Source organism: Niallia sp. FSL R7-0271, assembly GCF_038005785.1.
GTDB lineage: Bacteria > Bacillota > Bacilli > Bacillales > Cytobacillaceae > Niallia.
Genome location: NZ_JBBOTZ010000002.1, coordinates 1,374,635 through 1,398,250 on the forward strand (window position 1 = coordinate 1,374,635; position 23,616 = coordinate 1,398,250).

The 23,616-nt window shown below is 36.3% G+C and carries 24 protein-coding genes, 21 tRNA genes, 1 pseudogene and 2 riboswitches; of the genes and pseudogenes, 4 read left to right on the plus strand and 42 right to left on the minus strand.

The annotated features are described in order from the left end of the window. Positions 1 to 6: 6 nt before the first annotated feature. From kdpA to hmpA, 27 genes are all read right to left on the minus strand, one after another. On the minus strand, positions 7 to 1,680 hold the full coding sequence (gene kdpA / locus MKX82_RS26945) for a potassium-transporting ATPase subunit KdpA (protein ID WP_267913336.1): 1,674 nt from the start codon (positions 1,678 to 1,680) through the stop codon (positions 7 to 9). A gap of 20 nt (positions 1,681 to 1,700) precedes the next feature. Beyond that, positions 1,701 to 1,781 (minus strand): K(+)-transporting ATPase subunit F, encoded by an 81-nt coding sequence (gene kdpF, locus MKX82_RS30510; protein WP_396953832.1) that lies wholly within the window; start codon positions 1,779 to 1,781, stop codon positions 1,701 to 1,703. After that, on the minus strand, positions 1,778 to 1,942 hold the full coding sequence (locus MKX82_RS26950; protein ID WP_233314947.1) for a hypothetical protein: 165 nt from the start codon (positions 1,940 to 1,942) through the stop codon (positions 1,778 to 1,780). The genes kdpF and MKX82_RS26950 overlap by 4 nt, the downstream gene beginning before the upstream one ends. Positions 1,943 to 1,984: 42 nt before the next feature. Then, positions 1,985 to 2,131: riboswitch (cyclic di-AMP (ydaO/yuaA leader) on the minus strand. Between the two features lie 75 nt (positions 2,132 to 2,206). Further along, a riboswitch (cyclic di-AMP (ydaO/yuaA leader) is annotated at positions 2,207 to 2,352 on the minus strand. Positions 2,353 to 2,586: 234 nt separating this feature from the next. After that, complete coding sequence (gene xylE / locus MKX82_RS26955; RefSeq protein WP_237943084.1) at positions 2,587 to 4,011, minus strand: D-xylose transporter XylE; 1,425 nt, start codon at positions 4,009 to 4,011, stop codon at positions 2,587 to 2,589. 411 nt (positions 4,012 to 4,422) lie between these two features. Next, positions 4,423 to 5,502 (minus strand): GGDEF domain-containing protein, encoded by a 1,080-nt coding sequence (locus MKX82_RS26960; RefSeq protein ID WP_233314945.1) that lies wholly within the window; start codon positions 5,500 to 5,502, stop codon positions 4,423 to 4,425. Positions 5,503 to 5,789: 287 nt separating this feature from the next. Then, a tRNA-Arg gene (locus tag MKX82_RS26965) sits at positions 5,790 to 5,863 on the minus strand. A 40-nt stretch (positions 5,864 to 5,903) separates the two neighbouring features. Continuing rightward, positions 5,904 to 5,978 (minus strand) — tRNA-Asn (locus MKX82_RS26970). Between the two features lie 9 nt (positions 5,979 to 5,987). Then, positions 5,988 to 6,064, minus strand: a tRNA-Ile gene (locus MKX82_RS26975). Between the two features lie 9 nt (positions 6,065 to 6,073). Further along, positions 6,074 to 6,147 (minus strand) — tRNA-Gly (locus MKX82_RS26980). 34 nt (positions 6,148 to 6,181) lie between these two features. Further along, positions 6,182 to 6,253 (minus strand) — tRNA-Gln (locus MKX82_RS26985). A gap of 18 nt (positions 6,254 to 6,271) precedes the next feature. Next, positions 6,272 to 6,347 (minus strand) — tRNA-His (locus MKX82_RS26990). Positions 6,348 to 6,359: 12 nt separating this feature from the next. After that, positions 6,360 to 6,443 (minus strand) — tRNA-Tyr (locus MKX82_RS26995). 28 nt (positions 6,444 to 6,471) lie between these two features. Next, positions 6,472 to 6,548: transfer RNA gene (locus tag MKX82_RS27000), tRNA-Asp, on the minus strand. A 3-nt stretch (positions 6,549 to 6,551) separates the two neighbouring features. Beyond that, a tRNA-Met gene (locus tag MKX82_RS27005) sits at positions 6,552 to 6,625 on the minus strand. A gap of 22 nt (positions 6,626 to 6,647) precedes the next feature. After that, a tRNA-Ser gene (locus tag MKX82_RS27010) sits at positions 6,648 to 6,740 on the minus strand. 18 nt (positions 6,741 to 6,758) lie between these two features. After that, positions 6,759 to 6,835: transfer RNA gene (locus MKX82_RS27015), tRNA-Ile, on the minus strand. A 6-nt stretch (positions 6,836 to 6,841) separates the two neighbouring features. Further along, positions 6,842 to 6,918 (minus strand) — tRNA-Met (locus MKX82_RS27020). A 29-nt stretch (positions 6,919 to 6,947) separates the two neighbouring features. Continuing rightward, positions 6,948 to 7,023: transfer RNA gene (locus MKX82_RS27025), tRNA-Ala, on the minus strand. Between the two features lie 21 nt (positions 7,024 to 7,044). Further along, positions 7,045 to 7,121: transfer RNA gene (locus MKX82_RS27030), tRNA-Pro, on the minus strand. 3 nt (positions 7,122 to 7,124) lie between these two features. Then, positions 7,125 to 7,201 (minus strand) — tRNA-Arg (locus tag MKX82_RS27035). Between the two features lie 8 nt (positions 7,202 to 7,209). Beyond that, positions 7,210 to 7,284: transfer RNA gene (locus MKX82_RS27040), tRNA-Gly, on the minus strand. 19 nt (positions 7,285 to 7,303) lie between these two features. Beyond that, positions 7,304 to 7,388, minus strand: a tRNA-Leu gene (locus MKX82_RS27045). A 5-nt stretch (positions 7,389 to 7,393) separates the two neighbouring features. Further along, positions 7,394 to 7,469, minus strand: a tRNA-Lys gene (locus tag MKX82_RS27050). Between the two features lie 16 nt (positions 7,470 to 7,485). Continuing rightward, positions 7,486 to 7,561 (minus strand) — tRNA-Thr (locus MKX82_RS27055). Positions 7,562 to 7,568: 7 nt separating this feature from the next. Further along, positions 7,569 to 7,644: transfer RNA gene (locus MKX82_RS27060), tRNA-Val, on the minus strand. Positions 7,645 to 7,650: 6 nt separating this feature from the next. Continuing rightward, positions 7,651 to 7,725 (minus strand) — tRNA-Glu (locus MKX82_RS27065). A 313-nt stretch (positions 7,726 to 8,038) separates the two neighbouring features. After that, complete coding sequence (gene hmpA, locus MKX82_RS27070) at positions 8,039 to 9,235, minus strand: NO-inducible flavohemoprotein (RefSeq protein ID WP_251647230.1); 1,197 nt, start codon at positions 9,233 to 9,235, stop codon at positions 8,039 to 8,041. A gap of 165 nt (positions 9,236 to 9,400) precedes the next feature. Between hmpA and MKX82_RS27075 the strand changes: the two genes are divergently transcribed. After that, positions 9,401 to 9,850: an RrF2 family transcriptional regulator gene (locus MKX82_RS27075; RefSeq protein ID WP_233314943.1), complete on the plus strand. Its 450-nt coding sequence runs from the start codon at positions 9,401 to 9,403 to the stop codon at positions 9,848 to 9,850. A gap of 103 nt (positions 9,851 to 9,953) precedes the next feature. Here MKX82_RS27075 and MKX82_RS27080 read toward each other — a convergent pair whose 3' ends face one another. Both MKX82_RS27080 and MKX82_RS27085 read right to left on the minus strand, forming a co-directional pair. Beyond that, the gene (locus MKX82_RS27080; protein ID WP_233314942.1) at positions 9,954 to 10,109 is read right to left on the minus strand and encodes a hypothetical protein; all 156 of its coding nucleotides are present in this window, start codon (positions 10,107 to 10,109) and stop codon (positions 9,954 to 9,956) included. A gap of 54 nt (positions 10,110 to 10,163) precedes the next feature. Beyond that, entirely contained in the window at positions 10,164 to 10,673 is a 510-nt protein-coding gene (locus tag MKX82_RS27085; protein WP_233314941.1) for a CBO0543 family protein, read from the minus strand. A gap of 213 nt (positions 10,674 to 10,886) precedes the next feature. On the opposite strand from MKX82_RS27085, the gene MKX82_RS27090 reads away from it, so the two are divergent. Then, positions 10,887 to 11,759, plus strand: a complete 873-nt coding sequence (locus MKX82_RS27090; protein ID WP_233315622.1) for a YitT family protein — start codon at positions 10,887 to 10,889, stop codon at positions 11,757 to 11,759. Between the two features lie 73 nt (positions 11,760 to 11,832). On the opposite strand, the gene MKX82_RS27095 is transcribed toward MKX82_RS27090, so the two are convergent. The 5 genes from MKX82_RS27095 to MKX82_RS27115 all read right to left on the minus strand — a co-directional run bounded on the left by MKX82_RS27095 (position 11,833) and on the right by MKX82_RS27115 (position 14,952). After that, positions 11,833 to 12,960 carry an SH3 domain-containing protein gene (locus MKX82_RS27095; RefSeq protein ID WP_341081479.1) on the minus strand — a complete coding sequence of 376 codons (1,128 nt, stop codon included), beginning with the start codon at positions 12,958 to 12,960 and terminating at the stop codon, positions 11,833 to 11,835. Between the two features lie 110 nt (positions 12,961 to 13,070). Next, positions 13,071 to 13,277: a hypothetical protein gene (locus MKX82_RS27100; protein WP_233314939.1), complete on the minus strand. Its 207-nt coding sequence runs from the start codon at positions 13,275 to 13,277 to the stop codon at positions 13,071 to 13,073. Positions 13,278 to 13,508: 231 nt separating this feature from the next. Further along, positions 13,509 to 13,793 carry a hypothetical protein gene (locus MKX82_RS27105; protein WP_341081480.1) on the minus strand — a complete coding sequence of 95 codons (285 nt, stop codon included), beginning with the start codon at positions 13,791 to 13,793 and terminating at the stop codon, positions 13,509 to 13,511. Between the two features lie 237 nt (positions 13,794 to 14,030). Then, positions 14,031 to 14,513, minus strand: a complete 483-nt coding sequence (locus tag MKX82_RS27110) for an NAD(P)-dependent oxidoreductase (RefSeq protein WP_341081482.1) — start codon at positions 14,511 to 14,513, stop codon at positions 14,031 to 14,033. Between the two features lie 52 nt (positions 14,514 to 14,565). After that, positions 14,566 to 14,952 (minus strand): hypothetical protein, encoded by a 387-nt coding sequence (locus MKX82_RS27115; protein ID WP_233314938.1) that lies wholly within the window; start codon positions 14,950 to 14,952, stop codon positions 14,566 to 14,568. Positions 14,953 to 15,169: 217 nt separating this feature from the next. On the opposite strand from MKX82_RS27115, the gene MKX82_RS27120 reads away from it, so the two are divergent. Continuing rightward, positions 15,170 to 15,586, plus strand: a complete 417-nt coding sequence (locus MKX82_RS27120) for a hypothetical protein (protein WP_251647224.1) — start codon at positions 15,170 to 15,172, stop codon at positions 15,584 to 15,586. Between the two features lie 69 nt (positions 15,587 to 15,655). On the opposite strand, the gene MKX82_RS27125 is transcribed toward MKX82_RS27120, so the two are convergent. The 8 genes and pseudogenes from MKX82_RS27125 to MKX82_RS27160 form a co-directional block, all read right to left on the minus strand. Then, positions 15,656 to 16,144, minus strand: coding sequence for a pyridoxamine 5'-phosphate oxidase family protein (locus tag MKX82_RS27125; protein WP_341081483.1), 489 nt, complete (start codon positions 16,142 to 16,144; stop codon positions 15,656 to 15,658). 170 nt (positions 16,145 to 16,314) lie between these two features. Further along, complete coding sequence (locus tag MKX82_RS27130; RefSeq protein ID WP_341081485.1) at positions 16,315 to 17,310, minus strand: alpha/beta hydrolase family protein; 996 nt, start codon at positions 17,308 to 17,310, stop codon at positions 16,315 to 16,317. Beyond that, positions 17,294 to 17,647 carry a GNAT family N-acetyltransferase gene (locus MKX82_RS27135; RefSeq protein ID WP_341081487.1) on the minus strand — a complete coding sequence of 118 codons (354 nt, stop codon included), beginning with the start codon at positions 17,645 to 17,647 and terminating at the stop codon, positions 17,294 to 17,296. Before MKX82_RS27135 ends, MKX82_RS27130 begins: the two co-directional genes overlap by 17 nt. Positions 17,648 to 17,882: 235 nt before the next feature. Continuing rightward, positions 17,883 to 18,632 carry a MerR family transcriptional regulator gene (locus MKX82_RS27140; protein ID WP_341081489.1) on the minus strand — a complete coding sequence of 250 codons (750 nt, stop codon included), beginning with the start codon at positions 18,630 to 18,632 and terminating at the stop codon, positions 17,883 to 17,885. A gap of 175 nt (positions 18,633 to 18,807) precedes the next feature. After that, complete coding sequence (locus MKX82_RS27145; protein WP_341081491.1) at positions 18,808 to 19,089, minus strand: hypothetical protein; 282 nt, start codon at positions 19,087 to 19,089, stop codon at positions 18,808 to 18,810. Positions 19,090 to 19,726: 637 nt separating this feature from the next. Then, on the minus strand, positions 19,727 to 20,284 hold the full coding sequence (locus MKX82_RS27150) for a hypothetical protein (protein WP_341081493.1): 558 nt from the start codon (positions 20,282 to 20,284) through the stop codon (positions 19,727 to 19,729). 60 nt (positions 20,285 to 20,344) lie between these two features. Further along, positions 20,345 to 20,862: pseudogene (locus MKX82_RS27155) on the minus strand (general stress protein). 198 nt (positions 20,863 to 21,060) lie between these two features. Further along, the gene (locus MKX82_RS27160) at positions 21,061 to 21,990 is read right to left on the minus strand and encodes a DMT family transporter (protein WP_341081495.1); all 930 of its coding nucleotides are present in this window, start codon (positions 21,988 to 21,990) and stop codon (positions 21,061 to 21,063) included. 116 nt (positions 21,991 to 22,106) lie between these two features. Here MKX82_RS27160 and MKX82_RS27165 point away from each other — a divergent pair, with 116 nt between their 5' ends. After that, on the plus strand, positions 22,107 to 23,444 hold the full coding sequence (locus MKX82_RS27165; protein WP_341081668.1) for an aminotransferase-like domain-containing protein: 1,338 nt from the start codon (positions 22,107 to 22,109) through the stop codon (positions 23,442 to 23,444). The last annotated feature ends 172 nt before the right edge of the window (positions 23,445 to 23,616 follow it).

A 23,616-nucleotide genomic window follows, 5' to 3' on the forward strand; every position in this document is an offset into this window, starting at 1 on the left:
CCTCCATCACCATGTCAAAAATTCAGCAATCGGACCTAAGACAAGGACTGGAAAAAACGTCAAAGCTCCGACGATAAAAACCGTACCAATAAACAACCCACCGAATAAAGAAGTATCTGTTTTGAATGTTCCGGCAGTTTCTGGCACAATATTTTTGGATGCCAGACTTCCTGCGACTGCTAGCATCGTAAGAAGCGGAAAAAATCGTCCGATGAACATAGCAACACCTGTTGATATATTCCAGAAAGGAGTCGCATCACCAAGCCCTTCAAAGCCTGAGCCATTATTATTAACAGATGAAGTAAATTCATAGAGCACCTGTGTCAATCCGTGGAATCCTGGATTAGAAATTCCTTCATTGCCTAATGGGGTGAATAAAGCTAAAGCAGTTCCTGTCAGTATTAGACATGGCGAAATCAACAAGGTAACGGCAATCAGCTTCATTTCCTTCCCTTCAATTTTTTTCCCTAAAAACTCAGGTGTTCTTCCAACCATGAGCCCTGAAAGAAAAACAGCAATCAGCACATACATCATAATGTTGATAAAACCAGAGCCAACACCGCCGTAAACGGTATTTAAGAGCATATTCGACAATGTTAGCATCCCGGAAATAGGTGTCAGCGTATCATGCATCGTATTAACAGCACCTGTTTCTGTTGCAGTTGTTGTTATCGCAAACAAGACTGACTGAACAATGCCAAACCGAACTTCCTTGCCTTCCATACTGCCGTTTTCAGCTGATAATCCCATCTTAGTAAAAGCAGGATTTCCTTGATATTCTTGATAAAGGGAGGTGCTGAGAAACACAAGGAAAATCATAGCCATCGAAATAAACAATACTTTACCTTGTTTTTTATTTCCGATTATTTTTCCGTAAGTAATCGGAATAGAAGCTGGCAATAAGAACATTAAGATAATTTGCAGTGTATTTGAAAGTGCATTAGGATTTTCAAAAGGATGCGCTGAGTTAACTCCTACATATCCTCCGCCATTATTACCAAGCTCCTTAATCGATAAGAAGGAACCAATTGGACCTGTTGCTATTGTCTGTACATCTCCCTCGAGCGTCTCGGCCTCCATTGTTGTGTTCATTGTTTGTGGAACTCCGAGAGCAATAAATATAAAGCTAGTGACAAATGCAATCGGCAACAGTACCCTTGTTATGCTTCTGGTTAAGTCGATAAAAAAGCTGCCAAGCCTTTTCCCCGCTAATCCCCTTATAAATGCAATGGCAACTGCAAGAGCAGATGCTGGGGCGACAAACATCATGTAGATGATCGCAATCAATTGTGATAGCAGCGATAACCCTGATTCTCCGCTGTAATGCTGCAAATTCGTATTTGTCATAAAGCTTATTGCTGTATTAAAAGCTAAATCAGGACTCATGCCAGCAATATGGTTCGGATTTAAAGGAAGAAACCCTTGAAATCGGAAAATCAAATAGACTAATAGAATCATAAAACTGTTTGCTGCAAGCATAGACAAAGCATATTGTTTCCAAGTTTGTGTGTTATTTTTTATTCCGCCGAGTTTATATATCCACTTTTCAACAGGATAAAATATCTTATCCAGCTTTGTAGGATGCTCATTAAATGCGACCGCCATATAATTTCCCATAGGAATTACTAATAGCACTATGAGCAGAAGTGTAAGAATGATTGATAATATGGTGAAAACCAATTGTTTCCCCTCCGTTTATATTAAAATTTCTCAGGGTTCAGTAACGCATACAGCAAGTAGATGACAACACCTAGTGCCAGGACAAAGATAAACGTAATCATTTCTTTTCCTCCTGTTCGCCTACAGCTGTTTTTTGTTCACACCAAGTAATTAATCCAAACATAGCGGCTGTTGATATCCCAATAATCGCAAGCATAAGCAAGTCTTCCATATACTGCCCCTTTTCATTTTTGTTAATATTTCCCATTAAAATTTTGCACAAAAAACCCCCTGTATTACACAAGGGGTTTAAATCCAAGGTAATACCTTCTGTCTTAACGCTTACGAGGTTAGCTGCCGGATTCGGGCCAAGATAGTAGCCCTACCTTCTCATAAAGGATTCACCCCGGTGAGTTTTGCTCACGTATTGAATGGGTCCCCCGCTCCAAATGGATTTCAGCGATACAAGATATTTTTATTTAATTACAGAAAAAAGACCGCGGAGGATTACCCCGTGGTCGAGTTGATTTTTTCGATCACCAGTTACACATCCTCTCTCTTTACGCTTACGAGGTTAGCTGTCGGATTCGGGCCAAAAGAGTAGCCCTACCTTCTACAGAAGGATTCACCCCATGTGATTGTTCATCACAGATTGGGTCCCCCGCTCTTAAAAAGACTCAGCGAATAAGAATTAATATTATGTTAGCAATCATACTCCTCCAATATTTTCTTGTAAAGACAGCTAATTGTTCAAATTTGTATAAATTACTCTTTATTTACTCGTTTAACCGAGATTTCATGTCCAAATATAACTCCAGCTCGAAATTTCTTTAAATATCTTAATATATTGTCAGTTTACAAAAAAATACTTGTGGCAAGACCTGAGATAAAACTTTCAAAGTCTTGCCACTACCTGTATGTTTTTATTTATGATGCCTTTTTTTGACCCTTCGTCTTATTGATCCAAAAATTATCCATGTATTCAAGTGTTTTTCCCTTTGTTTCAGGGACCCATTTCCAGATAAATACTGCTGATAGAATGCTCATTACGCCATAAAAACCGTATGTTAACCCACCGCTGTATTCCATCATCATCGGATAGGTAGAGGAAATAAAATAGTTTGCTGCCCATTGTGCAGCAACAGCAACTGCTACTGCCTGCCCTCTGATTTTATTAGGAAATATTTCTGCAATAAGCACCCAGCAGATTGGTCCCCATGACATCATAAAAGATGCTGTATAAACAATAATAAAAATTAATGTGCTGATTCCAATGATATTGGCAAAAGCAAGGCCGGCTACACCAAACATTCCTATTGCCATCCCGATAGAGCCAGTTATTAATAACGGTTTCCTACCCCACTTATCTACGGTAAATATAGCAATAACAGTGAAAACGACATTAACAAGCCCCATAACGATTGTTTGCAGCATCGAAGCATCTTTTGCCGCACCCATGCTTTCAAAGATTCGAGGAGCATAATATAAAGCAACATTTATTCCTACAAACTGCTGAAAAACAGACAGCATTATCCCAATAACAATGACAAGCTTTCCAAAAGATAAAAGTTTAGCAGACTTTGTTGGTTCTTGTGTTACATTCAATGTCTGTTTAATTTCTTGTAGAATCGTTTTTGCTTGTTCTGCACCATTTATCTTGGCTAACACATGCATTGCTTTAGTATCTTCTCTCTTAAACGCTAAGTAGCGCGGAGTTTCCGGAACTAAAAAGAGCAGCAGACCAAACAGCACTGCAGGTATTGCTTCCGAAGCAAACATATAACGCCAGCCAATTTCATTAACCCATTCTACCGTTTGTCCGTTTGCTATCCCCCAGTTAACAAAATAAACGACCAGCATTCCAAATATAATCATAAATTGGTTAAAAGAGACCATTTTACCGCGAATATCCGCTGGGGCAATTTCCCCAATATACATTGGAGTAATTGCAGATGCAAGCCCTACGCCAACTCCGCCAATGATTCGATACAAGTTAAACACAAACAACAATGCAATGCTTGGCTCCCCTTGCTGAAAGAAGAGAAATTCAGGGTATCCCGACCCTAATGCCGAAATAAAGAAAAGGACTGCTGCAATGATAAGCGACTTCTTGCGACCAAATGCAGACGCAAAATAACCTGATATTAATCCTCCGATAATACAGCCGATAAGTGCACTCGAAATAGTTGCACCATGCGCTAATGTTCCTAAATCTAAGCTTGTAATTAAATATGCTTGTACGGATTTTTCAGCCCCAGAAATGACTGCTGTATCATATCCAAATAAAAGGCCGCCAATTGCTGCTACGAGTGTTAATGAGAAGATATAGAGTGAATTTCGTTTCTGCTTCATAGTCTGCTAGACAGAGTATTAATTTGCTTTCTGCAAACTGCTCTGCCTATACCTCCTTCTATTTTATGTGTTTGAAAAACTAGGCAAACTTTCATTTAGCGGTGAATTTAGCTTAAAATGCTACCTGCAGCTAATTCTTGTCATCATTCCATCTCCTCTCCTATGTAAAGAAAGCGTTTTAATACGGTTTAATTATATCTCGAACACTTAGTTTGTGCAATCAACAAACTAAGTGTTTTTGTAATTATAATTAGACTAATACCTATCCGCTTAACAAAACTAATACTGTATCCTATTAAAAAGATGTCGTAATGACGAAAAATTTTTATTGCTGCTTACTTTTACATTTGGTCATGTGAAGGTTCACTAATTTAACTTGAGAAAAGCAAAAAGCGTTGTATAAACAACGCTCTAATCATAAACAACTTGATTACGTCCCAGCTTTTTCGCTTGATACAATGCTTTATCCGCTTTATTTATAAATAAGTTAATATCATTTACAGCTTTATCAAAAGCTGCCACCCCTATGGAAACAGTGATGTTAATCGTTTCTCCATTACTTAACATAAATACGTGATCTTCTACCGATTTTCTAATCCGTTCACTAATTTCAGATGACAATTCGGTTGAACAGTCTACTAAAATAACGGTAAATTCCTCCCCGCCGTTCCGGCTAATGATATCGGTTGGTCTTGTGGAATTTTTGAGAATGCTACCAACCTCTTTTAGCACCATATCTCCTTCTAAATGCCCGTACGTATCATTAATTTTTTTAAAAAAGTCGATATCGATATATAGAAGTGTTAAAGCTTCATTCCTTGTTGCAGCTATTTTCATCAGTTTCTTACAAATATAGTCAAATTTTCTAACATTATTTAGGCCTGTTAAGCTGTCTATCGTTGATTCTAACTTGTATTTATTAAATAATTCCTGGCTTGCTCTAATGTACTCGATTACGTTAAAAGATGCATAACCAGCTACATAGGTGAATATAACATGCAAAAACATCGAGAAAATATAATGTTTTATATCGTCTAATACAAAAAAATAAAGTATCGTCGTTAGTATAATATTTGTCGTAGTTAAAGTAGCGAATACCTTATGCTTACCTGAAATATTTCTATTAGCAATAAAGATAGAAACAAAGGCTATTAAAAACAAGACGATTATCACTACAAAAGAGAAGTCTCTGTTAATAAAAAAATCACCGAAAATGATTAACGCCGCACAAAGATAAGCAGGAATTCCCCTACCGTAATATGCAAGCAAGATAATTGGTAAATGGCGCAGATCGATTAAAAAGCTGCCATGAATGCTAAATATCATTAAAAGTATGCCAATAATTCCCCCTGCAAAACCCATAAGTAGTTTTATATGAAGTGGAGAATCTTGATGAAGCTGTGAATCTTTCATGACTCTGGAATAGAAAAAAAGGACAGAAATCAATATTGTTAAATTTACAAAAAAGTCCTTGATAATAATGATTGTCATTATTTTTATCACCTTAATTATTATTAATGGCTTAACTGCCCAATTACTGTTTATATCGGTAGCATTATATAGGTTTACAGCGATTTTATTTTTGTGTAAACAGTATATTTTTTACAAAAAATCTTATTAATTGGGAATAATCAGAAAATCTATAATATCTTTTTGGGACTATTTTTTAAACGAACAAGCAAATTTTTGCAAAATAAAAACACCTCCCGATATGCAATGAAACTGGGTCATTACGTATCGAAAGGCATTCCGTGCAGTAAGTCCAACTGCATTTGGTACGCGCCTTAGAGGATTCGAACCTCTGACCGTACGCTTAGAAGGCGTATGCTCTATCCAGCTGAGCTAAAGGCGCATGTTTTGTTTTCGTTATGTATCATATATATTAATTTATATGGCTCCGCAGGTAGGATTCGAACCTACGACCGCTCGGTTAACAGCCGAGTGCTCTACCACTGAGCTACTGCGGAACAATAATATGGTGGGCCTAAATGGACTCGAACCATCGACCTCACGCTTATCAGGCGTGCGCTCTAACCAGCTGAGCTATAGGCCCATATTATTTTGGAGCGGGTGATGAGAATCGAACTCACGACATCAGCTTGGAAGGCTGAGGTTTTACCATTAAACTACACCCGCAAGGATAAAAAGGGAATAAATCATTCCCTTATGACTGGGCTAGCTGGATTCGAACCAACGAGTGACGGAGTCAAAGTCCGTTGCCTTACCGCTTGGCTATAGCCCAATGAATATGAAGAAAATATGGGGCGACTGATGGGAATCGAACCCACGAATGTCGGAGCCACAATCCGATGCGTTAACCACTTCGCCACAACCGCCAAGGTTATAAATGGTGGAGGGGGACGGATTCGAACCGCCGAACCCGAAGGAGCGGATTTACAGTCCGCCGCGTTTAGCCACTTCGCTACCCCTCCGATATTATATTACAAACATATTTAAAAATGGCGGTCCGGACGGGACTCGAACCCGCGACCTCCTGCGTGACAGGCAGGCATTCTAACCAACTGAACTACCGGACCAGATTGCGGGGACAGGATTTGAACCTGCGACCTTCGGGTTATGAGCCCGACGAGCTACCAGACTGCTCCACCCCGCGATAATATTATTTATTTAACTAATGGAGGAGGAAAGGGGATTCGAACCCCTGCGCGGTTTGACCCGCCTGTCGGTTTTCAAGACCGATCCCTTCAGCCGGACTTGGGTATTCCTCCTTGATAAAAGCATTCCGATGGTGGACCTTGTAGGACTCGAACCTACGACCGGACGGTTATGAGCCGTCTGCTCTAACCAACTGAGCTAAAGGTCCGAAATATGGTAGCGGCGGAGGGGATCGAACCCCCGACCTCACGGGTATGAACCGTACGCTCTAGCCAGCTGAGCTACACCGCCATATTATCATCCATACATTTTTATAAAATTGGTGGAGCCTAGCGGGATCGAACCGCTGACCTCCTGCGTGCAAGGCAGGCGCTCTCCCAGCTGAGCTAAGGCCCCGTTATTATTTTAGAATATTAATGGTCGGGAAGACAGGATTCGAACCTGCGACCCCTTGGTCCCAAACCAAGTGCTCTACCAAGCTGAGCTACTTCCCGATATGGCGCGCCCGAAAGGAGTCGAACCCATAACCTTCTGATCCGTAGTCAGACGCTCTATCCAATTGAGCTACGGGCGCATTTTTTTTGGAGCGGAAGACGAGGTTCGAACTCGCGACCCCCACCTTGGCAAGGTGGTGTTCTACCACTGAACTACTTCCGCTTAGAATTATTAAATTACATGGTGCGGGTGAAGGGAGTCGAACCCCCACGCCTTGCGGCGCTAGATCCTAAGTCTAGTGCGTCTGCCAATTCCGCCACACCCGCGTAAATGGTGAGTCATGCAGGATTCGAACCTGCGACCCTCTGATTAAAAGTCAGATGCTCTACCAACTGAGCTAATGACTCATCTCATTTTAAAAGATGGTGCCGACGAGAGGACTTGAACCCCCAACCTACTGATTACAAGTCAGTTGCTCTACCAATTGAGCTACATCGGCATTTATATGGTGGAGGATGACGGGATCGAACCGCCGACCCTCTGCTTGTAAGGCAGATGCTCTCCCAGCTGAGCTAATCCTCCGAATATTGGTGACCCATACGGGATTCGAACCCGTGTTACCGCCGTGAAAGGGCGGTGTCTTAACCGCTTGACCAATGGGCCAGTTTTTATATTTCTTCCTTGCTGATTCAGCGTTTATTTCGTTTGTTGTATCAGCGACAAGTAGTATTATATAACTCTATACAAGTTAACGTCAACACTTTTTTAAAACTTTTTTTAAAAAAATAGGCTCATTTTTGCAAAATGCCGTCATATCAAGGAAAACCGCCCTGTTTGTAAGACGGTTTTTTTATTTTAAACGAAATATGTTTTAAAAAAAAGCACCCTTTGCACCAAAAAAACTAATGAAGACGAAGATTGATTTTTAGAATAGATGAAAAAAGAAGCGGACATTTGCCCGCTCCTCCCTATTCAACTATTCCAAATTGCTTGCTGGACCAAAAAATTCAAAATGAATATTAGCCGCTGGCACATGCAATTCTTTTAAATGAGCGTTTATTAGTTTCATAAATGCAGTTGGTCCGCAGAAATAGAAATCCGCATCCTTACTTGGAACAATTGACTGCAGCCATTCAAGATCCATATAGCCTTCTTTATCAAATACCTTAGCTTCTATATCTTTTTCTGTTGGTGAAGAGTATGCAACATAACTTCTTATATTAGTATGCTTGTCAGTTAGCTGTTGCAATTCTTGTTTCATTGCATGAACAGAGCTGTTCAATGCACCGTGAACAAATACTACTTCTCGCTCTGGCTGCTCTTTGACAATTGTGTTAAGCATGCTGATCATTGGGGTAATGCCGACACCGCCACTGATTAGTACAACTGGAGTTTCCTTTTGGTCAAGAACAAATTCCCCAGCTGGTGCACTTATTTCTAAGACAGAACCTGCTTGGATCTCATTATGAAGGTAATTGGAAACTACCCCATGTTCTTCTCGCTTCACACTTATACGATAGTAAGACTTGCCTGACGCATCAGATAAGCTGTAGTGGCGAATATGTGAATATTCTTCTCCTTCTGGATGCACTCTTACTGTTAAGTATTGACCTGGTAGGAATGATGCAATTTCCTGTCCGTCTTCTGCTTCTAAATAGAAGGATGTTATTACATCACTTTCTGCTACTTTCTTTGTAACGACAAAGTTTCGGAAGCCTTCCCAGCCGCCTGTTTGTTCTTTTGCTTCTCTGTACATATCTTGTTCAATACCGATAAAGGCATCTGCAATAACACCATAAGCCTCTGCCCATGCACCGATAATCTCATCTGTTGCGGCATCGCCCAATACATCCTTGATAGCTTGTAATAACGTTTCCCCAACAATTGGATAATGTTCTGGCAATACACCTAGCGCTCTATGTTTTTGCGCAATTTGTTTAACAACCGGAATAATCGCACCTAACTTATCAATATGAACCGCTGCTGCATAAACAGCATTAGCGAGAGCCGTTTGCTGCTTACCCTCTCTTTGATTAGCATGATTAAAGATATTCAATAGTTCTGGATGATTAGTAAATAGTGTTTTGTAAAAGCGAGTTGTTATCTCTGTTCCATGCAATTCTAATACAGGCACAGTACTCTTAATAATTTCAATTGTTTTTTCATTTAACATGATTATTTCCCCCATCATTTAAACATGTATTTGTTCTACATGTTTCCATTATACTTAACTTAATTACAAAAGATATATTTTGAATACATCTTTCATAAATTTGTCACAATTACACATTAAGCGGTTAGGTGCTATAATAAAGAGAGCTTCAATGGAGGTTTTCTAATGAGATTAACAAATTATACGGATTATTCTTTACGCGTGTTAGTATATTTAGGATTAAAAAAGGACGGTCAATTAAGTACTATTCAAGAAATTGCCGATACATATAATATTTCTAAGAACCATCTAATGAAAATCATTCATCACTTAGGAAAACTTGGCTATATTGAAACAATCAGAGGGCGAAACGGCGGATTAAAACTTGCTATGAAACCTAATGAGATCAATATCGGGAAAGTAGTAACAGCAACAGAAGAAGATTTCCATATTGTCAACTGCTTCACTGAAGGAAGAAATTACTGCATCCTAACCCCTTCCTGTAAGCTAAAGCATGCTCTAAATGAGGCGCTTCAGGCATTCTTGTCCGTTCTTAACAGCTATACGCTAGAAGATTTCCTTCATAATGATGACGAACTTAATGCCTTAATTGGAGATCCATTTTCTAATAAATAAATGAGTACAAAAAAACCTCAAACTACTGCGTTTGAGGTTTACCTCTTTATCCTTACGTCTTCATTGTTTATACTGCTTAAATTGAAGACACTGCATGCTTTTATTAAATCTTTTCATTGTCTCTTACATCACAACTCTCAAACTGTTCCTTCCATCTTTCTATTAAGCTGACTCTTTTACATGTTATAAGTGATAACAATTGCATACATAAGTAAAAGCCCTTGCTTGAATCATCATTATTCATGATTATTTTTTCCAATAGAAACATACCCCTCAATCGTTGGTTAATTATATACATATATCTCCATATAAATCATTTTAGCACTTTAAATGGGACATCGAACCAAAGAATAAGAAAAACGATAACGATTATAGATATTATATATGCTCGACCTGGTTTTTGCTGATGCAATGCAATGACAGAGAACATAATAAGATCAAACAAAAAGGAATATCCAAATTGCCAGCTGTTTTGGTACGATATTCTTCCTGTCAAAAATAGTATCCACTCTATCACTATATAGATTACAGACCAGACTACTATGTAAATTATGCGCTTTACCCACCCTTCAGGGAAATGGGACAAGAAGAGAAAGATACTAATCGGCATGGTTATAAGTGCATAAATAACGACAATCATCTCGTGGCTGTATAAAAAATCGGGATGAAACTTCCAAAGTGTATTTTCATTCACGATATACTCATAAAGCAGACCACCTGTAGATATAAAAAACATACTGGCATGATATTTTCGCCAGTTTTTCCAATCTCCCCATTTAAGAGAGGCTATAATAGTCAGAAGTGTGATGGCGACGTGCATCATACACAGCCCTTTCAGGTAATAATATAAACAGCAAATCCCTTTAGTACAAATGACCGAGGTCCTTTGAATCTATTCTTTCCATAGTAAGAAAAGATGATGTAAAAAATGCTTGGAATTTGTCTTAATAACCTTCCTTTTGTGAAAAAAGGCGGAATTTATGGTAGTATTAATTGTGCTAAATAAAAAAGTGTAGAAAGAAACGAGGAAAAAGAAATGAGTGTGATCACGAAAAAAAAGCCCAATAATGTTAAGTTTTTATCGCGGATTTTATTAGTAATTATTGGCGGGTTCATTACAGCTTATGGACTTGAAGCAGTATTAATTCCAAACAATGTTTCCGACGGTGGAGTTACCGGGATCAGCATTGTTATATCCCAACTGACAGATTTACCGCTAGGCATTTTGATTGCTATTTTAAATTTACCATTTGTATTTTTAGGATATAAGCAAATAGGTAAGAGTTTTGCGATATTTTCCATAATCGGCATCGCCTCACTGGCTGCAGGTACAGTACTTATGCACCATATCAATACGATTATTCATGGAGATACATTGCTTGTTACTGTAGTCGGCGGAATCATCATCGGTTTTGGTATGGGTCTTGCATTGCGTAACGGTGGAGCGCTTGATGGAATTGATATGCTTGCAGTATTACTGTCACGAAAATTGCCTTTTGGTACGAGCGACCTTATTTTATTTCTTAATGTTTTTGTATTTGCTATTGTATCAATCGTATTCGGTCTCCAAGGAGCAATCCTCTCTGGTATCGCCTACTTTATCGCCTCTAAAGTAATCCATATCGTCGAAGAAGGTTTAAGCGGATCTAAAACCTTTAAAATCATTACAAATGAACCAGAATTGATGGTAGAGACTATCCGTGACAGACTAGGCAGAAGTGCTACATACAGTCTAGTACAGGGAGCCTATTCTAGTGAAAGATTTAAAGAAATCACTTGTGTCATCAACAGACTGGAAGAAAGCAAAATGAAAGAAATCATCTATGAAATTGACAGTGGCGCCTTCGTTACAGTTTATGATGTAGCAGAAGTTAAAGGCGGTAATTTCAAAAAGAAAGATATCCATTAAACAACATAGGCGAGAAAGAAAAATATTCTTTCTCGCCTTTTTTCTATTTACTAATAAAAGGACAGTAATGAACCTAGTATTTGCCTAGACCAGAATCTGGCGTTTGAATAATTACAGGGTTTTTGTCTGGACTCAGCCATTTTAACACTGTCGTTACATTAGCTTTAGAAGTGGCTGTGCAGCCGGCTGTATAGCCATACTTGCCTGCAACATGGAAGAAAATCGCGCTTCCTTTTCCTGCAACTGGGTTTTTCGTATTATAATTGATAACAAATCCTAAATCATATTCAGGAATATTCATCTTTTCGGCACTTTTCCAGCGTCCATTGTTTTTAGAAGCCTTTTGCCAAGTATTGTATAAGGAGGAGGCTGGATCATCTACCCAAACATCATCACTTGTAATTTTGCGATATGGTAATTTCGTACCTGGATTAGCTCCTCTCCCAAAGGCTGTCCCAATTGTATATTTCCCTGTCGGTGAAGCTTGAGAGCCTTCTGACATTTTGTCAGTCATTCCATTTTTGCCAAGCACGCCTGTCATCGATTGAACTTGTTTCCATTTGCCATTAGTCTTCTCAAATGTACGTATTGTCGCTGTTTTAGAAGAAGCATTCGATGATGTCACTAATATCAACTGTTGGGCCTTACCAAGTGTCTTCATATTATTTACAGTATCCTCAATGGAAGACTTTGATGAAACACTAGATGATGTTGCTGCTTTTACATATGTACCGCTGACATAGCCTGTTTTCCCTTTAAAATCAATTTTATACCAGCCATTTGATTCCTTCTTCTGAACTGTAAGCTTTGTTCCCTTTTTTACAGAGCCAATCACTTTATACTTCGTGCTCGAGCCGCTTCTTACATTCAAAGTGTCTGCGGTTACCGTATAAGTTGTAGTACTTGCTGAAGCCGCTTTCACATATGTGCCGCTCACATAACCTGTTTTTCCTTTAAAGGTTATCTTATACCAGCCGTTCGATTCCTTCTTTTGTACAGACAGCTTACTACCTTTTTTTACTGAACCAATCACTTTATGCTTTGTACTCGAACCACTTCTTACATTCAGTGTATCAGCTGTTACTGTATATGTTACAGAACTGGCAGCTTTTGCAGAGGGCGTTCCTAAAATCCCTTGACCTGCAACAAGACTTGCACTTAGCACAAAGCAGGTTACTACCATATAAATATACTTTTTCATCCTATCACTCCCTTTCTTCACAACCATATTGTAGCAGTTTTTTGCTGATTACTAGTTTCCATCACATAAAAATCACCAAAATGTAATGGTTGACATACATTTAACAGGGTTCAGCTATAGAACCCTGTTACTACTAAAATATATACCCCTATAACCGTTACACTCAATCCTGTTAAAAAGGCAATGCCAGTACTTTTCTTTTTTCTTGTATTAAACCACACAGTTGCTGCGGCAATCACAGTGAAGAGAATTCCGAAAATAATCGATGCAGACGGTGTTGTAGGCTGTATCCAATCATACCAATGCAAAAAATTCATGTCATCACTCCTTGAATAGAGATAATTTAACCAATCCGTTTAAAATTCACCATTAAAGTAACTGATTCTCCTTCTGGTCTTACTCTAATTTATACCGTATGTAGTGATGGCTAATTAATGTTATTTATATTATCTATTTTTGTAGGAAAATTAGGAAGGAATCAGTTTGCCAATTGATATTCGACGTGGCTTATTAGTTTATGACCAGTTTTGTTTTCATTTTACTTAAATTTAAGGTTCTTGAAATCCATACAAACCAACAAAGGTTAGGCTTAGACTTATCAAGAGCATAATGGTGCTAAAAGTGAACAATATGAATCTGTATTTGTTCCTCTCTGCAGGAAATGCAAACAATACTCCTAGAAAATTATAAAGGTTTAGTATGTACATAAATGACATTCCCTTTGTTCCAAAAGATAATGTTTCAGCAATTTCTCCATCCTGAGAGAATGATACAATCATAAGAAATCCTAACAGTGTGGATATTATTGATAAGATTGAAAAGAAGATTCTCATATCTCTCCTCCAAAGTTACAATTACTGTCTGCTTTAATTCATTTTATTACAGAACCTTCCATTTTAAATAAAATTAATTGGAGATAAAAGGTGCTTTTTGTATATATTTCGAATCTTCAATTTGGTTAATTATAAAAGTACCGATATCTCCATTTGTTATTTTTATTCCTGGTAAATCTGTTAGATTTTCTTTTATGTATCCTATATCCTCCTGATCAGTGATGAATGGCAGCCTAATTAGAGTCCATTTTTCAATCTGTGTTCATTACTGTTAAGAAAATCCCATTCTTTTTTCTTATCTATCATCATATCAGAGTAAAAATTTTCAAACAGCTTTGCACCAAGTCTATTTATAAGACTTTTTTTATCGTTAGAAATAGTTAAGGAACCTCCAGTAACACCTATATAACGTTCAATTTGTAATTCTGCCATTATCTCAATAATTGTCTTCGTAACACTGCTATAAATCGGTTTCTCTTTGAGGGGTTGCCCAAAAGTATTAATTACTATTTGACAATCCTTTAGCAGCTTTTGAATATCTTCTCTATTCTGGACAGCCCCTTCTACTATTTCTATCCTATCGTCATTTAAAGATAACTTTTTGGGAGTTCTAACAAGCATTCGAACTTGATAGCCGTTTTCTAACGCTTTAACAGCAATTCGACGTCCAACCTTTCCTGTTCCTCCAATAATAGCAATCTTATTTAGATTATCCATCATCCACCTCAAGTAAAATAGTCACTATACCATTTATTCAGAGTTTGCCACGCCCTCATTTTTTTACTACCACTGAATTCCTTCCATTCCCAAGGTCAAATAGGGTCATAACAATACTAATTATTCCAACAATGGTTCCTAAACCACCAATAATGCTTATTAAAATACTGGGAATCACTAAACCTACGATAACTACCCCTAAAAAGGTCAGTACTATAAACGCTTGATAAACTGCAGAAATAATATTTAAAGCAACATGATTAAAAAAAGCTAAAATCAATGGTGGTAATAACAGAACTATAAGTGTACCAAGGGACGTTAAAAAATTTTGCGGTTCATCAAATGAAACAGTATTAGGGCCTGTCGGATTTTTAGCAGCTAGGAATAAAGTAATGACTGCCAATATCATAATCACTAACATCATAGAAAGTCTTTTTACCATAATTGATACTCCTTTTTGGTTAATCAGGATACTCTTTTATTAAACCGTTACAAAAAGCGATCTATTCTCTATACGAACGGAAAATAAAAAAGTTCCATAATTATACATAAAAAGAAACTTTTCCAATTTATCATCGTCTAATGTTTCAAGATTGACACAATGTATTTGCTATTTTAATAACATAAAGCCCCCCACTAAACATAAAGGAGAGAAATGGTTGAAGAAAAAGAGATTTTTGATTGGATTTTTAAGTCTCCTCATTATTTTTTCTGGTATATATGCATACATTTCAAGCATTTCTATTTCTGGTAAATCTGACAACGGTATGTGGAAATATACATACAAGAAAAACCTTGATGAAAGTGCGCCAAGCGGTTGGCAAGGTAAAATAAAGCAATTAAATAACGAAAAAGTTAATGTGTCCAAATTAGAATATATGGATAATGGTGAAATAATAGCTGAGCAGGATGAGTTTAGTTATGGAAGAGCTGAAGATGGTTCTGTAACAACCGCAAACCCATTCTTTACTGACTTTCTATTAGGAGATGAACTAGTTGAGGGACATGTATACAAATTAATTATTACTTATGAGAAAGATGGAAAATCTCATAAAGATACTATCGAAATCAAATAATATAAATGCAATTATTAATAGCAAGAGAAAGATAAAATGGGTTGCCTGATATTCAGACAACCCATTTTATTACTGATTCAATTCAACTGTTTCATTAACATCTGTAGATTTAGAGTTTTGCCCTGTCATCCGTTTATAGAAAAAGGCCATCTTCTTCGTGAAATTACCTGTTTCCCAATATTCAGCCGCTTCTGCTTTCACCTTTATTAAGACAACGCTAGGATCATCATAAGAAGTTTGCATAATTTGCTCGTATGCTTTGCTCCATAATTCCTTTTTCTTATTTAAATCCTCTACGATTTCCGCTCTTCCGCGAACAGAAACATAGGATTTACCTGCATAAGCAACATTAACGTCTTGATCATGTAAGATTTCTTCATATTTATCCGTCTCTTTTTTCGTGAAGAACCACAAATCACCATCAAACTCTACTTCTTGTGTTTTCATAGGACGAGACACAAGCCCTTCTTCTGTTACCGTCGTTAGCATGGCTGTGTCTATGTCTTTAATTAACTCTCTTAATGTTTCCAACTCTTCTTGTTTTATCATGTTAGACATCTCCATCACCTCATTTAAGTTTATAGAGGTATATTACCCTTTTCCAAAACTTTTAATCAGGGAGGACTGCTTAATAATGATTAGTTGAATTATTTAATAATATCTCTGCGAAATGCTTCCTTAAATCAAGCATTATACAATGTTTTTTATACGAAAATCTAAACCTTATTTTATATGTGACGAACTATTTCCTCACAATAATCCAAATAGACTTTACTTATCAGTGTATCCTTTGGAGCTAAGATGGCACTTACATAGATTAAAAATTCTGAATCATGCAAGTATGGATTTAACATAGAATGCTTGACTCCTAATATCGTTTTTACTGTTAATTGCGTTTCCGGTAACCATTCTTTGTATGTCTTCACTGTATCCTTAGAATCCACATTCTCATCATTTTCAGCTAATATCAAATATACTGGGGAGTTAATTTTCTTAATATCTTCTGTCCCATCTGCTGAAATATTCTTTTGCACAAATGTGTATCTATCTTCGGATAAGCTGTTGTCATTCGTTTTTTGCATGTATTCTTTATAGGAAGCGCCTGATTCAATAAGATTAGACGCTTGTTCATCCTTGTCTAGTTCACTCTGTATTTCTTCATCCGTTTTGCCAGCTCTTTTCATTTCCATGGTCGTAAAATACTCTCCTTGTCTAAGCCAATTGATGGCAGGACCCACTAAAATAGCTGCTGTAATATCGGTGCGATTTTGCTGTACTTTTGGAACTACCCAGCCAGCTTGGCTAGCTCCCCAGAGGATGATTTTCTCTGTATTCATAGTTTTCTGCTGCTTTGCCCATTCGATTACTTCTTCTACTTCCTTCGCCCGATCGTCCATTGTTTGATCTAACCAATTACCTGCTGAATCTCCTATTCCTGGTTTATTCCAAGATACAGATGCATAGCCTTGTTTTGCAAACCGTTCCATTAAAGGCTTATAACCTCCATCCTGTGTTGCGTTTTGCGGTCCATCTCCATGAACAAATATAACAATTCCTTCATTCTTCTCTTTAGGCATGGCAAGAAAGCCTTCTAAATTTCCTTGCTTTGTTTTAATGTTCACCTCTTTCTCCAGCATAGCGTAGTCATTTTCATAAAGGAAAACACCAGCGATTGTCATTATTATCAATACAATGCTAATAAGTAATTTAAACCTCGTTTTCATTATTTTTTATCCCTTTCCACTCCATGAAATACGACCTCTCTATTCCATACTGCCTTCCTATTAAACTTGTTCCTTTTTTCTTTATCTGGAATCCTAGTCTTTCATAAAGTCTACTAGCAGCAGTGTTAGTAGCAGAAACATATAATGTTACATACTGATCACCCTTCACCAAGTTTTTAACCAATTTAATAAGCTGTGTACCAATTCCTTTTCCTCGGTTACATTTAGTTACGGCTATAAAGTCTATGTGAATTTCTTTAGCTTTGCTTCTATAATCGAACGCTACAAGGAAAATACATGTTTTAAAAAATGCTTGTAAATTTAACTGTATAAACAACCGACCCAATAATTTTAGTCCCTTCCACTTTTTTGGTTTAATAAATAAAATTCCTTCTATTTTCTTATCTCTTACTATGAGCAAATTATCTCGGTGATTCGCTCTGCTAGGCAACGCAAAACAAAACTCCGCTCGACTTCTGGCAAGTTTAGTGCTTGAAATTCTTCCTGAAATCCTTCCAATAATAGAACCGCTATCTCTTCTATATCCTTTCTAGAACTAGCAATTCCTCGCTTCATTTCGCCTTAACCTCTAAACTATATACCATCTCTTTGATATAAAATGCTGATAAATTCGCTTCCTCTAGTATCAATAAATCATGTTCAAATTTGGCATTTATCTGATCGAGATTCTTGTAAAAACACTCTATCTCTTCTAAAAGTTGGTCTTCTAGTTCTACACATATTTTCTTACAATAGTAGGTTCCTGCACGAAAAGCATAATCTGCTTCTTCCAAACTCGTTCTATACATTACTTTGACATTACTTCCATTCTCTAATATTGCATAAGAGACATCTTCTACAATATTTCTATTGCCATTTTTCCATTTAGCTAGCTTTTTCAAATTTAGGTTGTATGCTTCATCTACAAATCCATCCTCAAAGCAGGCAAAATATCTGTCTTCTTTATTCTCTTCGACCAGCTTGTATGTTTCAGTTTGTTGAAGCTCGAGAATGGTTTGTACATTCCCCTTTAACTTAGTAAGACGTGTAATTTCATTCTCGAAATGTACTAGTACACTAGATAATGCTTCTGTATAATCTGTTTTCTTCTCCACAATGTTTTTTATTTCTTTTAACGAAAAACCTAATTGCTTTAGCAGCAAAATATGTGACATCGCATACACTTCCGCTTCTCCATACATATGATAGCCATTTACATCAATAAATGCGGGCTGTATTATTTGTTGTTCCTCATAATGCCTTACAACGTATTTCGTTATATTCAGTAATTTAGCTAATTCTCCACTTGTTAAGTGCTGCATGCTTATTCCTCCAATCATATTTACAGCATAAACCGTGTGGTTACCACACAGTCAATCATTTTCCATTTACTTTTTACAAGCCATAAAGAAATATCAACCTAATGATTGCTTTATAACACCATTGGCTAACATAAAAAAAGACACACCCATAATTTCTATGGGTAAGCGCCCGATTTTAGTTCATTCTATTAAGTGACGAAGAAGTAAGCATCTTAAAATACCCAACCAGCGTTGTGACAAGACCAATTCCAAAAAGTATACTGCCAGCAGTCAAAAAATTATTTATGTAGCCTTTCATTACTAGATGGTATGTAGAAGTGTCTGCCCCTCCTTGTTTAATAAGCCAATTTTCAGCAGTGAATGTACCAAATTTAATACTGAAAAATAGTAGAATAAATCCAATAGCAGTTAGTAAAATCCCTAAAGCAACGAAACCTTTCCATTTATCTTTTGCCATATTATCTTCACCTCTTTCTCTATACTTCCATTTATAGTATTAATTAATATTATCTGGTAATTATATATACGTTTTGCTATCTTAAAAGTTTCAAATTAACCAGTAAATAGAAATTACAATGCTTCCATGCTCACTTTCTGACAAATAAGCGACCGTTACCTTATATCGTGTATTTCCCCCTCGTCTAACTTATTAATATTGTCCTCATTTATTAGACTAAATAAAGAAAAAATGATAATGCAGAGTGAAAATGCAAACAGACCGTTTTTTTTCTTGGTTCTGTCGATTCTTTTACAGCTAATTCAGAATAACTTTATTAAAGAGTCTTTTTTTACTACCAAACATATTACACAGAAGAAAGTATTAATTTTGATATTCTCCAAGAATAATATTTAATGGATAAACAATCTAAAGAAAAATTTCCTTATTACATACAGTTATCTGTAAAAAATAACTCAGACCTTGATGAGGATAATAAAAATAAATATGCCCACGAAATGGTTTAATCCATCCAACAAACAAAGAATAACATAGTGAAGCAGCCTATAGATGTTGCCATATTTATTCAAGTAATAAAAAAAAGATATTTCATGAAATAAAATAACAGTCCTTTATGAATGGACTGTTATTTTGGCAATTATTCTTCAAAGATTACACGCAAGCTGTCTTCTTTTTGATAAGAAGGCTGGTTTGTAATAAAAATCAACTCTTGTGCATCGTGTCCAGGGATTAAAATGATAGGTTCTTGGCTTATATTTGTAGAAGCAAACTTACTTTCATAATGAACACATGAGCCTTGTGTTATCATCCACATATTATTATCTTGAGCCAATTGAAACCATTCTGAAAATGCTGTTTGTAATGCTTCATAGTTCGGAATGGTCACAGAGTATGCTGGTATCTCCGCATGGTAGGATTTACCATTAGACATAGTATGAACTTTTCTTCCTGTATTTTGATAATATATTTCTAATTTATCTCTCTTTGCTAATACCGATGTTATTCCATCATCATACCCTTCAAAGTGAATATAAAAAGGATACTTAAAGCAGGTAATTGCTGCCTTCTGCATCAGATTTATCGTATCTTCCACATAGTCAACATTATCTCCTGATATATGAAATTGCTCAAATTCCCCATCCACGATTACCCAATCTTGTTCCTTTTCAATACTCTGGATAATTTCTATTTCCATAGGTTATCTCCCCTTGGTGTAGATTTGAAAAACAATAAATGAACAGGCAGGTTTCTCTCGTTAATAAAACCGTTTAAAGTCTTTATCTAAACACGCCCTCTTCAACTTTTTAGTCCTCCATAAATAATTTATATCCGAGATGTTATCATAGGAAAGTTGAATATAATAATAGTTAATATACTCTAAGACTGCAAAGAGATATATGAACAGCGCAATACTTACCCCCCAACAGGTAAGTTCGATTTCCACAAATACAAATCAGTTACGAACGCTATAAAAGGAGCAAAAATTAGAAAACCATTAAGCTTCTTTAAAAACTTAAACTTTTGGATACTATTAATAGTTGTATTAGGAGTATATTGTTTTTTTAATTGCTTTAGTTTAAGATGCCAATATATTGTTCCCTGTAATAATAAAAACTCTAGCAGGAAAAATGAAATCCAAAATGACCCTAACGAATATAAGTGTAAATTAGGATATACGGAATTTAATAGGTAACTTAAAAAAAGGAAAACTATAAGGGAAGTTAATTCCCCAGAAAATAAATATTTCAATCTTTTTTCTAAAGTTTTCTTCATAATATCTCCCTATAAAATTTTTTACCAATCGTAATTCTTGATATTTTCTTAGTAACGCCTCCCTTTCCACTGACTTATTTATTCAATACTACGGAAAAAGAGCTAAAAGGTTTCAGTTTCCTCCTTTTAGCCCTTTTAGCTACTACAGAACTTTTCGTCATTTGTTTCTAATTTAGATACCTCATTGTAGGCATACAATTAGCGAGAAGTTTTTTTACTTAAATTTCTACTTGTACCCAAATAATTTGTACCAACAACACCAAGAATGATCATAATGGAACCTGCTATGTGATATAAATGAAAATCCTCTTTTAAAAAAATAACTCCTGCTACAATAGTAATGAGTGTAGCAAAGTTACTGAAAACACTCATTTTTGATGCATCTATTTTAGATAATGCATAGTTAGATAGATAGGAGGTTCCTAAAGACGATAAGATACCTAAATACAAAATCGCAAGAACAAAATCCCAATGTCCAAAAGGTTGCATATATTGACGGAGTGTACCATTTATAACATGAGTTGTCAGTGCGACTCCATTAAAAGCGATAAATCCAAACAAGGTCATTATATATGTGATCGTGAATAATGAATATCGCTGTGTTAATTGTCTAGCAAATACGTTGTATAAGGAGGAGGTAAGTGCTGAAAGCAAGATTAACCCCGTTCCAACAAGACTTGCCTTTGTACCTCCTGCCCCGTTCATGTACATAATAGATATGACACCAAATACTGATAAACTAACTGCTATTTTTTGACTGCTGGTAGTTGTTTCCTTTAAGATGATACTTGCAAGAATTAACGTAAAAATTGGTATTGTTGCTTGAATAATACCAGCTTCTGAAGAGGAAGTATGCACTAGCCCAAATACTTGAAAGCTAAAAAAGAGTGTCGGATATAAGATGGCTAACAAGGCAATTCGCAGTACATCTTTTTTTGTTACATTGACTTTATTTAATCCTTTTTTTAACAACAACACAGTGGCAGCAATCCATGCAATAGTAAACCGATGTGCAAGTGTATCTAACGGTGTTGCAACAGATAATGTCACTTTAACAAACATAAATGACAAACCGATAATGAATGCATAGATGATTGCAGCGATATATGCATTTCTTTTTTCATTCATCTTCATTACCCCCTTTATGATGATCCGGCCGGTACCATTATCGTAAGAGATTACGCTAACCTTTACGATATAAAAAATACCGATCTGTACCGATACAGATGCAATGGAGGCTTATGATGCTTAAATATGAATCAATCTATCAATCTCTTCTTATGCAAATTCAGTCTAATAAATTTTCAACCGGTGCAAAATTACCATCCATTCGAGATTTAACACAACAATATTCTTGTAGTAAAAGCACGGTCTTGACCGCTTTAAAAAAATTGGAGGCACAACATATTATTTATGCACTACCGAAAAGTGGATATTATGTTGTAGATAATCATGTCTTCAAAACCCCATCGGCCACGGACATAATAGACTTTGCAAGCTCTGCTCCTACTTGGCATGCTTTTCCTTACAAGGAATTTCAACACTGTATAAATAAAGCTATTGATACGTATCAAGAAGAATTATTTCGCTACGGAACACCCAACGGTTGGCCTCCGCTTATAGCAGCATCAAAAAAACTGTTAGAATCATACCAAGTTTTTACGCATGAAGAGCAAATTTTCATCACTTCTGGTATTCAGCAGGCTCTTTCTATATTAAGTTTGATGCCTTTTCCAAATAATCATTCCACTATACTAGTAGAGCAACCTAGCTACCATTTATACATGGATTTACTAAAAACGTTACAACTACCGGTCATAGGAATTCAACGCACCGCAAAAGGAATTGATTTAGGACGACTTGAACAATTATTTCATAAAAAAGAAATTAAATTCTTTTATACGATGCCACGCTTCCATAATCCTTTAGGCTCGTCATACAGTAAAAAAGAAAAAGCAGCTATTTTACAATTAGCAGAGAAATATAATGTTTTTATTTTAGAAGATGATTATTTAGCAGATTTTGATTTCAACCCGAAGAATGACCCTCTTTTTGCAGATGATTTACATGATAAAGTGATCTATTTAAAAAGTTTTTCTAAAATTATGTTTCCAGGATTAAGAGTTGGATTGGCAGTTCTACCTCCCTCTATCCTTAATATCTTTCAAAAATACAAAATGACAACAGATATCGACAGCTCTATGATTTCACAAGCCGCATTATATCTCTATTTAAAAAATGGAATTTATGAACACAATAAAACGAAAGTCAGTACCATCTATCATACACGTGCTAAAATTCTGCATCAGTCTATACAAGATTATTTACCTGCTTACGAATCATCATCAGAAATTGTTATGCATAATCATATTCAGTTAGACAAGCGTATGAATTTAAAATCATTAGTTTACCAGTTGCAAAACCAAGGCATACAACTAGATTCAGTTAAAAGAAATTATTTAGATGGCTTTTACCAAGAACGGATTTTGAAGCTGAATGTTTCCAATGTAGAAGACAATCGAATTCAAGAGGGAATTCTCAAAATAGCAAGAGCATTAAAAAATCCTCAAAACTATTTTTAATGAATGCCTTGCTTCGCAAGCAAAAAGGGATTGAGTGTGATTTGTCTTATAATATCCCTCTCCCTTTTAACTCTTCAAAAATAAACTCATTGAAAAAGTTCAATGTAACAATATAGCTATCCTTTATTATGCTGCAAAAATTAGTCTACCAGAAAAACAAGGTAGTGCGATT

Coding starts and splice junctions, on each gene's coding strand:
- kdpF (WP_396953832.1), bottom strand. CDS start 1,781: ATGATTACGTTTATCTTTGTCCTGGCACTAGGTGTTGTCATCTACTTG.
- xylE (WP_237943084.1), bottom strand. CDS start 4,011: ATGAAGCAGAAACGAAATTCACTCTATATCTTCTCATTAACACTCGTA.
- MKX82_RS26960 (WP_233314945.1), bottom strand. CDS start 5,502: ATGACAATCATTATTATCAAGGACTTTTTTGTAAATTTAACAATATTG.
- hmpA (WP_251647230.1), bottom strand. CDS start 9,235: ATGTTAAATGAAAAAACAATTGAAATTATTAAGAGTACTGTGCCTGTA.
- MKX82_RS27075 (WP_233314943.1), top strand. CDS start 9,401: ATGAGATTAACAAATTATACGGATTATTCTTTACGCGTGTTAGTATAT.
- MKX82_RS27085 (WP_233314941.1), bottom strand. CDS start 10,673: ATGATGCACGTCGCCATCACACTTCTGACTATTATAGCCTCTCTTAAA.
- MKX82_RS27090 (WP_233315622.1), top strand. CDS start 10,887: ATGAGTGTGATCACGAAAAAAAAGCCCAATAATGTTAAGTTTTTATCG.
- MKX82_RS27095 (WP_341081479.1), bottom strand. CDS start 12,960: ATGAAAAAGTATATTTATATGGTAGTAACCTGCTTTGTGCTAAGTGCA.
- MKX82_RS27100 (WP_233314939.1), bottom strand. CDS start 13,277: ATGAATTTTTTGCATTGGTATGATTGGATACAGCCTACAACACCGTCT.
- MKX82_RS27105 (WP_341081480.1), bottom strand. CDS start 13,793: ATGAGAATCTTCTTTTCAATCTTATCAATAATATCCACACTGTTAGGA.
- MKX82_RS27110 (WP_341081482.1), bottom strand. CDS start 14,513: ATGATGGATAATCTAAATAAGATTGCTATTATTGGAGGAACAGGAAAG.
- MKX82_RS27115 (WP_233314938.1), bottom strand. CDS start 14,952: ATGGTAAAAAGACTTTCTATGATGTTAGTGATTATGATATTGGCAGTC.
- MKX82_RS27125 (WP_341081483.1), bottom strand. CDS start 16,144: ATGTCTAACATGATAAAACAAGAAGAGTTGGAAACATTAAGAGAGTTA.
- MKX82_RS27130 (WP_341081485.1), bottom strand. CDS start 17,310: ATGAAAACGAGGTTTAAATTACTTATTAGCATTGTATTGATAATAATG.
- MKX82_RS27140 (WP_341081489.1), bottom strand. CDS start 18,632: ATGCAGCACTTAACAAGTGGAGAATTAGCTAAATTACTGAATATAACG.
- MKX82_RS27145 (WP_341081491.1), bottom strand. CDS start 19,089: ATGGCAAAAGATAAATGGAAAGGTTTCGTTGCTTTAGGGATTTTACTA.
- MKX82_RS27150 (WP_341081493.1), bottom strand. CDS start 20,284: ATGGAAATAGAAATTATCCAGAGTATTGAAAAGGAACAAGATTGGGTA.
- MKX82_RS27160 (WP_341081495.1), bottom strand. CDS start 21,990: ATGAATGAAAAAAGAAATGCATATATCGCTGCAATCATCTATGCATTC.
- MKX82_RS27165 (WP_341081668.1), top strand. CDS start 22,107: ATGCTTAAATATGAATCAATCTATCAATCTCTTCTTATGCAAATTCAG.